Raw genomic sequence first — 810 nt, forward strand, 5'->3', positions numbered from 1 at the left:
GGCCACTGTCGCCATCGGGGGGATTGTGTCATCCACCGCATTGACCTTGTTGGTGCTGCCGGTGCTCTATCGTTGGCTGCATCGCGACCGAGCTCCCCGCGGCGATCGCACTGCCTTGGAGTCCTCGAAATCATGAACGAGATCAACCTGGGACAGGTCCGCGCGGCGATGTTTACCGACCCGGGTGTGAAGGCGGTAGACGACGTACGCCTGGTCCCCGGCAAAGAAGATGGCCGTGCGATCGCGGCCACCATCACCGTCGCTGCCCCCTCAGTTGACTTGGACTTGGTGCACGCGGTGACCGCCCGCGTGCTGGCCGACCAATTCGGCATCGATCAGGTCATGCTGTGCTTCAACGATCCGGGTCCGGTGCCGCCGCCCCCCACCGCGGCACTCTTGAAGAAGATGTGATCGCCTGCGGCCCTGTGCGCCGACAGGGTCATTGAGCGAGCGGCAGCCAAATCCAGAGAGCGACGAGCGTGGCCAACAGGACCGGGGGCGTGAGGATTAGCCCTACCTTCATGTACTGTCCCCACGTGATCCGTTGGCCCTTGCCGGCGAGGACGTGCAGCCACAGCAGGGTCGCGAGCGACCCAATTGGAGTGAGCTTGGGGCCAAGGTCGTTGCCCACGACGTTGGCATAGATCATCAATTCGCGGGTGGCGGCCGGAAGATTGGCCCCATCGATGGCCAGCGCGCCCACCAGCGTCGCCGGCATGTTGTTCATGATCGAAGCGAGGCCCGCCACTGCGAAGCCGGTACCGATGGTGGCCACAAAGGTTCCCTGCGCCGCCAGCCACTCAAGCACCG

The 810-nt window shown here is 64.4% G+C and carries 2 protein-coding genes; one reads left to right on the forward strand and one right to left on the reverse strand.

Annotation, left to right across the window (positions count from 1 at the left end):
• The first annotated feature begins 132 nt into the window (after positions 1–132).
• Positions 133–411 (forward strand): hypothetical protein, encoded by a 279-nt coding sequence (locus KVS69_RS18465; protein WP_217539440.1) that lies wholly within the window; start codon positions 133–135, stop codon positions 409–411.
• A 28-nt stretch (positions 412–439) separates the two neighbouring features.
• On the opposite strand, the gene KVS69_RS18470 is transcribed toward KVS69_RS18465, so the two are convergent.
• On the reverse strand, positions 440–810 hold a 371-nt coding region (locus KVS69_RS18470; protein WP_302675384.1), incomplete at its 5' end, for an ArsB/NhaD family transporter.

Source organism: Stenotrophomonas sp. GbtcB23 (genome assembly GCF_019091045.1).
Taxonomy (GTDB): domain Bacteria; phylum Pseudomonadota; class Gammaproteobacteria; order Xanthomonadales; family Xanthomonadaceae; genus Stenotrophomonas; species Stenotrophomonas rhizophila_A.